General features: G+C 39.7%; 5 protein-coding genes and 1 pseudogene. 3 read left to right on the forward strand and 3 right to left on the reverse strand.

Annotation, left to right across the window (positions count from 1 at the left end; genetic code table 11):
* Positions 1-233: pseudogene (locus tag ACIR310F_RS26915) on the forward strand (hypothetical protein); the annotation flags it as partial.
* Positions 234-442: 209 nt separating this feature from the next.
* Here the strand turns inward: ACIR310F_RS26915 and ACIR310F_RS22550 are convergent.
* Positions 443-2299, reverse strand: a complete 1857-nt coding sequence (locus ACIR310F_RS22550; protein ID WP_051289642.1) for a PP2C family protein-serine/threonine phosphatase — start codon at positions 2297-2299, stop codon at positions 443-445.
* A 214-nt stretch (positions 2300-2513) separates the two neighbouring features.
* Entirely contained in the window at positions 2514-2870 is a 357-nt protein-coding gene (ndhM, locus tag ACIR310F_RS0113625) for an NAD(P)H-quinone oxidoreductase subunit M (RefSeq protein ID WP_028084296.1), read from the reverse strand.
* Between the two features lie 775 nt (positions 2871-3645).
* Between ndhM and ACIR310F_RS0113635 the strand changes: the two genes are divergently transcribed.
* Positions 3646-3930: an Npun_R1517 family heterocyst differentiation transcriptional regulator gene (locus ACIR310F_RS0113635; protein WP_028084297.1), complete on the forward strand. Its 285-nt coding sequence runs from the start codon at positions 3646-3648 to the stop codon at positions 3928-3930.
* Positions 3931-4197: 267 nt separating this feature from the next.
* Here the strand turns inward: ACIR310F_RS0113635 and ACIR310F_RS0113640 are convergent, their stop codons facing one another.
* Positions 4198-4893, reverse strand: coding sequence for a response regulator transcription factor (locus ACIR310F_RS0113640; protein WP_028084298.1), 696 nt, complete (start codon positions 4891-4893; stop codon positions 4198-4200).
* 136 nt (positions 4894-5029) lie between these two features.
* Between ACIR310F_RS0113640 and ACIR310F_RS26920 the strand changes: the two genes are divergently transcribed.
* Positions 5030-5688: pyridoxal-phosphate dependent enzyme (locus ACIR310F_RS26920; protein WP_231387534.1), on the forward strand; the 659-nt coding region annotated here is incomplete at its 3' end.

Genomic DNA, 5688 nt, shown 5'->3' on the forward strand with positions numbered 1-5688 from the left:
TAGTTTACCAATTTCTGCGCGGTGTCGGTGGCGATAAACTGAACTTTACAGGTATTGCCAGTTTTGATGTAATAACATCAGGTTCTTCTACATTAGTGCGAGTTGGGGATGGTATTACTGGTAATACTGGTTTTGGTACTGGTCAATTATTAGTTACCTTATCCGGTACATCAGGATTTAATAGCACCAATGCGAATTTAAACCTGTTCGGAGGTAATTTCTTGTTTAGTTAATAGCTTTGTTGGGTTAAGAAAATCCAACACCCAAGCTAAAATAAATTAGGTGATAATGGTGGATTAGCGTAGCGTAAACCACCCTACAATTATCTACAATCATCACAAGCAACCCCACTACCTCCACCCTCAAAAAATGGCATTTTATCAGCAGGGTCTGAGGGCTGTGATTCTTATCCAACAACCTCTCTAGCTTCTTTGTCGCCCCCTCAAGGTGGGGACTGACTAGAAGATGGAGAATGAGAGGGAATTATGTTTCTTGGTGATTGGAGTTGTGTGAGTTTAAACCAGTATCCTAACAAAAAAGCTAATAAAGTTAATCCTAAAATAACAAACAACTGTAATGGTATTTGGGAAAATTTAACGGTCTTATTTACGGTCTTATTTTCCGTTAACACTCGAGTTTTCTGGTGATCATCCAATGGATCTAATTCTGTGTCAGCTAAAACCTGAGAAATATCTACTGTAATTGTTATATCTGGTTCAGAATATTTCACATCATAATGTACTAAAGCAATGGTGACATTATCATGTCCATTTTTAGTATTGGCAATTTCTATCAGTCGTTGTCCAACATTTTCTATACTTTTCTTATCGGATAAAATAGGTAATATTTCTGATTCCCAAGATTCTTCAACTCGGTCAAAATCACTCAAACCATCGGATGTCAGTAAGAAAACAGCATCTTCATCAATAATAAAGCGTTGTGATGTGGGGTGTAATGAGGTACTTTTACTCATTCCCAAAGCCTGAATTAAGGATCCAGAACCACTGTGTTGCAATGCTTCTCTATAAAGCGCGTAACCTAAACGAACTTCACGGGAAGCGACATCATCATCTAAGGTAACTTGATGACAATTATGACGAGTAATCCAATAGGCACGACTATCACCGACATGAGTAATATAGATTTCATGGGTCATAGGTAAAGCCATGACAACAGTTGTCCCCATGCGTTGTCGTCCTTGACGATGTTCGCTATCGTTCTGCTGGCTGATTTTGTCATTGGCCGTTGCTACTACTTGTTCTAAATGAGAAAGTAGCATTGAGGGATTTATTTGATCATCGGTAACTGGAATCAGTTCTTTGACTTCTGGGACGATAGTTCCAATTGCTAAATTAGAAGCCACACTACCTCCCTCATGTCCACCAATACCATCACAGACAATTGCCAGGGCGTTATCCTGGGGTGGTTTAGTAATTAAAGTGTCGCTGGCAGGGTAACAAGCATCTTCATTCCGTGGACGGACTGGACCTGAGTCTGTTTTAGTATAGATTTTAATAGTAGTTGTTTGGAATCTTTCTAATTGCTTCAATCCCTGAGCTAAAATTTGAATTAGTTGGCTTGATGACTTAATTTCTCCCTCCATCAGGAGTTTACACACTTCTTGCATAAAAGGGGCAATATTTGGTTTGGCATTTTTGAGGAGTTGTTGCCAAAATTCTCCCAATTGAGATAATGTCGGTGTGTTTTCTCTATCAAAACGCAGTTCTAATAAGCGAACTAATACACCCTCAACTCTCAATATATCAGCATTTAAAAGGGTAGATACTACACCTTCACTGACTAAGGGTTGCCATAAATTTGCTAATTGCCATAGCCAATGAATTTGGCGAATTGATGAGGCTTCACTCCAGGCATCATTTAAACTGATGCACAGACTTGTTTTAGTAATACTCGGATCAACTAATAGTGGCGGTTTTTCTAATAACAATATTTCTGGTTCGGGTTGACCATTACCTAAATTGAGGATTCCATAAACTTGGGGTATATGGAGACGATAGGGAATTAGTTTCAGATAAGGTTTAATTTTCCCTAAATCCTCTAATTCAGGGATTTGGGGCAATAACCCAGGTGTGATATCTAAAAGTATAGATTTATTAATGACTAAATAGCGATCAGCTAGAATAGATCCAGGATCCCTTGGGCTGAAATCATCCCCCACAGCCCAGAGGTAACGCTTAGGTAAGGGTGTGGAACACTGCTGGCAAAATTTGTGGGTGAGGGGATTAGCAGATTGACAATATTCATTTGGGCAGCAGAGCGTTACCGCATCATTTTCCATAGTTTTCCCACCGATTCTGCAATTGGCATTTTCTTCAACAGTATTTGGTAGCGGCTTATGATACCGCCCAGATTTTTTTTAACCCACAGCCCAATCATAACTGCTATTGTACTGGGAATATGTAGCTATATCAGAACTAATTTTCAACTTATCACCAAAGCCTAACATAGCCGGCGAATTAGATTCGCCAGGGCTAGGTAGATATGTACTAAGTTTATTGATTCTCTACAACTGCAACTTGAGGTAGTCCCATGCTGTAGTTAGTAACGCGACTAGAAAGATTGTAGCTAATTTCACCTTTTTGGAGAAGCGATCGCAGATAATGTTCTAAATCTGAACCAATGCGACGTAAGTTATAATCGCTTAGATCCTGGCCACTAGATGCTTCTACCAGTTGATCAAACTGACGATAAACTTTTTGTAGGGCATCTTCGTTCCAGTTAAATTCATTGTCTGGATCAACGTCTAGTGTCAAGACTTGATTACTGGGAATCAGTTCATAGGAGTCCATTTCCGCCGCAAAAATGCGAATATGACGGGTTGTGGACTTGAGCAGCATTGGGTTATCCATGAGGGTGTAAGAGTTTGGCTGAATTACACTGCAATTATTGTAACAAGAACACAGAAGTTTAGGAGTTGGTGGGGCTGAGAATTTTGGCAATTGATTTTTTCTCTGTATGTGATTGTTCACAAAACATTTTTTGATATTTTTGCTGATTCTGCTTTTTGATGATGTATATGTACTTGTATTATAGTGACTTTACCAAACTTTTTACCCCATGGGGTAGCTTTTCCTATAATTATCAATTGCATTGATCAAAGGAGCATCTTGATGACAATTATTTAAGTATGACAACGTAGCAAAAATAAAAATAATAATAATATTTCTTGACGTTTTGAACAAGTTGATGTAAAAAACTTTAACAAGGACTAATTAGTTTTTTACGAAAACTTTATGGTATGACAGAGCAAAAACTGAATAATAGTTCATGGCTTGCATGAGCCATAACTGATAAAGAAACATCAAGAAACAGTAGGATATAGCTAATAAAATACAGGGGGAGTAAAATAGAGTGTCAATTTGGCGTTGGAGAATTGACGTAGAAATGCATAAAAATATGGCTATGCCGCCCAAGCTATCAAAATCTCAAACTTTGCGCCTTTGTGTCTTGACGCAAAACATAATTTATGCTGCTATGATGCAAAGCCGCTAGTTTTATGGATGAGGAAAAATTCTTATCTTCAAAAACTTTGGATTCACAAAAGTATAGGGAAAGTATAAGTAATTTTTCTGGAGATCTAGTCCATCACCCGTATGACCACTAAGTAGAGGAATCTTGAAAACTATGAACTCCAAAGCATTACCGCGCCAAATAAATAATCTCGAAGTCGGTGTTTATGAGTGTGAAATCCACCTCAAATTCCGCCTGATTGAAGAAAAAAGTCTGTTAAGCGATCGGGAACAACTGTTACAAGTATTACTAGAGGCTTTAACGGAAGGATCTGATGAATTTTTAGAAACCTTACAAGCATCCGTAAAAGCTCAAGAAATATCAGAGTTTAAGGCCTCCCCACAAATGCGTCGCCAACTCATGCGCTTACGCAACTTTTCCGATACTATTCCACAATAGTAATCGCTGTAATTTTGCATAATCACAAGCCTGATTTAGAGCTTTGGAGATTAACTTTTTCAGAGGTCTGAACCTGTTTTTGCTAATCATGAGTTGGCTTGGAAACATGAAATTGGGTCTAGATATCACTGTGATTTCAATACTCACCAGCCAGGAAAATTCCAGCTAGTAATCTGTAATACAGTGTTACTATTTTCTGAGAAAAAATTATTTATCCGGGTGCATTTTACCATTTACTTACCAATTAACTGCCATCATCGGCGGGGTTTACTTAGCTAGGCCATGTTCTAGCGCGAAACGAACCAACTCTGTACGGCTATTAGTACCAGTCTTACTAAATAAACGACTGACATATTTTTCCACATTGCGGACACTTGTTTCCAAGCGTCGAGCAATTTCTTTGTTCATCAATCCTTCGGCTACTAGGTTTAAAACACTTTGCTCTCTAGGAGTCAAATCTATCTTAAAAGGGGCTGGGGATTGGGATATGGCACTTCTATGAGTTAATAGTATTCTAATTTGAGCGATTTGATTAGCCAATTCGGCAAGATTTGGAGTTTCGTTCTCCTCCCCAGAAGCGGAGGTTTGAGTGCTGCGACGAGCCAATAAATTTTCAACTATGGCCACTAATTCATCGGGGTCGAAGGGTTTGGGTAAATAAGCGTCAACACTCGCTTTGTAGCCTTGAATGCGATCGCCTGTCATACCTTTGGCGGTTAAAAACACCACAGGTAATGCTTGAAAACGGGGATCATCGCGCAGTTGTTTGAGGAACTGATAGCCATCCACTTGGGGCATCATAATATCAGAAATCACTAAATCAGCGGTGTTCTCTTGCATCCAGTCCCAACCTTCACGGGCATTACTGGCAGTTTGAACCCTAAAACCGCTTTCTTGTAAGTATTCTTTAACGGCTTCCCGTAACCCCGGTTCGTCATCTACCAGTAACAGTTGTGCTGACATTGAAAATTCCTATAAGTGTACACTCTCCTAATGTAGCGAAATTTGGTAAAGATTGACTACTAGACAACCAGAGCATTCTCAACAAGTCTAGAATTAAAATTAACTTTGTTTTCTAATTTTACATTTTATCTAATCTGTGACTACTACACCCCTCTCTCTGAATTTCTCACAAACTGCTTTAGTTCCCGATACTTTAGGGCGTTTTGGCCGCTTTGGTGGTAAATACGTTCCTGAAACCCTCATGCCAGCTTTAGCTGAATTAGAAACAGCGTATCAGCAATATCGCCATGAACCTAGTTTTCAAGCTGAATTACAAGGTTTATTACGTGATTATGTCGGACGTGCCACACCTTTGTATTTTGCGGAACGCCTTACTGCCAATTATGCCCGTCCTGATGGTACAGGGGCGCAAATATATTTAAAGCGTGAGGACTTGAATCATACTGGCGCACATAAAATTAATAATGCCCTTGGTCAAGTATTATTGGCAAAGCGTATGGGTAAAAAGCGCATTATTGCGGAAACCGGGGCAGGACAACATGGCGTAGCGACCGCTACAGTTTGCGCTCGGTTTGGTTTAGAATGTATTATTTACATGGGTGTTCACGATATGGAACGCCAATCTTTAAATGTGTTCAGAATGCGGTTGATGGGGGCAGAAGTTCGTCCAGTGTCTGCGGGTACGGGAACTCTCAAAGATGCCACTTCCGAAGCCATTAGGGACTGGGTAACGAACGTAGAAACTACCCATTACATCCTGGGTTCTGTGGCAGGTCCCCATCCTTACCCCATGAT

Source organism: Dolichospermum circinale AWQC310F (assembly GCF_000426925.1).
GTDB lineage: Bacteria > Cyanobacteriota > Cyanobacteriia > Cyanobacteriales > Nostocaceae > Dolichospermum > Dolichospermum circinale.

Coding starts and splice junctions, on each gene's coding strand:
- ndhM (WP_028084296.1), bottom strand. CDS start 2,870: ATGGATAACCCAATGCTGCTCAAGTCCACAACCCGTCATATTCGCATT.
- ACIR310F_RS0113635 (WP_028084297.1), top strand. CDS start 3,646: ATGAACTCCAAAGCATTACCGCGCCAAATAAATAATCTCGAAGTCGGT.
- ACIR310F_RS22550 (WP_051289642.1), bottom strand. CDS start 2,299: ATGGAAAATGATGCGGTAACGCTCTGCTGCCCAAATGAATATTGTCAA.
- ACIR310F_RS0113640 (WP_028084298.1), bottom strand. CDS start 4,893: ATGTCAGCACAACTGTTACTGGTAGATGACGAACCGGGGTTACGGGAA.